Here is an 842-nt window from a genome sequence, read left to right on the forward strand (position 1 = left end):
CTGTGTGTTTGATCCGGCGGTGTTGCCGCAGTCGGGTACGTATCAGATCGTGTTCGATCCCGACGCCGCACACACGGGTTCGCTGACCGCGCAACTGCTCACAGTAGAAGCGCCACAGGTGTTTGATCTGGACGTGTTAGATAGGGCGGCGGTATTGCAGGGTTTCCTGGCACTTGCCGACGGTATGGACAACTAGGGCTTCAGCGAATGAGCATGTGTCACGTTGGATGCTGACTGTGTGATGTATCTGGAATGGAATCCCTGCCGGCGAGGCCGATACCGGATAACTGGGTTCTGGAGGATGAGCAATCCAGGAATGAGGTTGAGCCCGGCTATGGCAGCGATGACCAGTTCGACAGCCCGGCTGCGGGTAGCTATTGGCGGTCATGGAAGCTAGAAGTAACCACATCGGCGAGTGCAGCTCACGTTGCCGATTCAGACCTAGCTTCGTCAGAGATGGTCGCGTTCCTGGCATGCCCAGCCGTTGGCTGCATGTTTAGATCCATGATGATAGGGACGTGACCCCGTAGGGGCTGACGCCGTGGTCGGCCGGGTTTCGGTGTGTGGTCGAGTTTGTGGGTGTGAGTGTGGTTGTTGATCGGTCGTGGGAGATTGTGGGTGGGTCGCTGGAGCCGGGGTTGGTGCGGGCGGCGCGGATGCTGGTGGTGATTCGGCCCGATCGGGCTCGCGCGAAGCGGGTTGTGGTGCTTGATGCGGGTGAGGATCGGTTTGTTGAGGTGGCGGGGCTGCCGCAGCATCGAGGTGAGCTGGTGTTGTCCGATGATGGTACGCGGATTGTGGGGGTGGATCCCGGGCTGCGTTTGTTTGTGCACACGTTGGCG

Annotated in this window: 2 protein-coding genes; both read left to right on the plus strand. The window is 59.9% G+C overall.

Annotated features, from left to right (window positions below; all coding sequences use genetic code 11):
- The coding region (locus tag DPM12_RS23375; protein ID WP_158543016.1) for a hypothetical protein at window positions 1–196 on the plus strand (196 nt) is incomplete at its 5' end.
- 367 nt (window positions 197–563) lie between these two features.
- Window positions 564–842 (plus strand): hypothetical protein (locus DPM12_RS22680; RefSeq protein WP_146751951.1); only part of this gene is annotated, 279 nt, incomplete at its 3' end.

It is taken from the genome of Phytoactinopolyspora halophila (assembly GCF_003287285.1).
GTDB classification, from domain to species: Bacteria; Actinomycetota; Actinomycetes; order Jiangellales; family Jiangellaceae; genus Phytoactinopolyspora_A; species Phytoactinopolyspora_A halophila.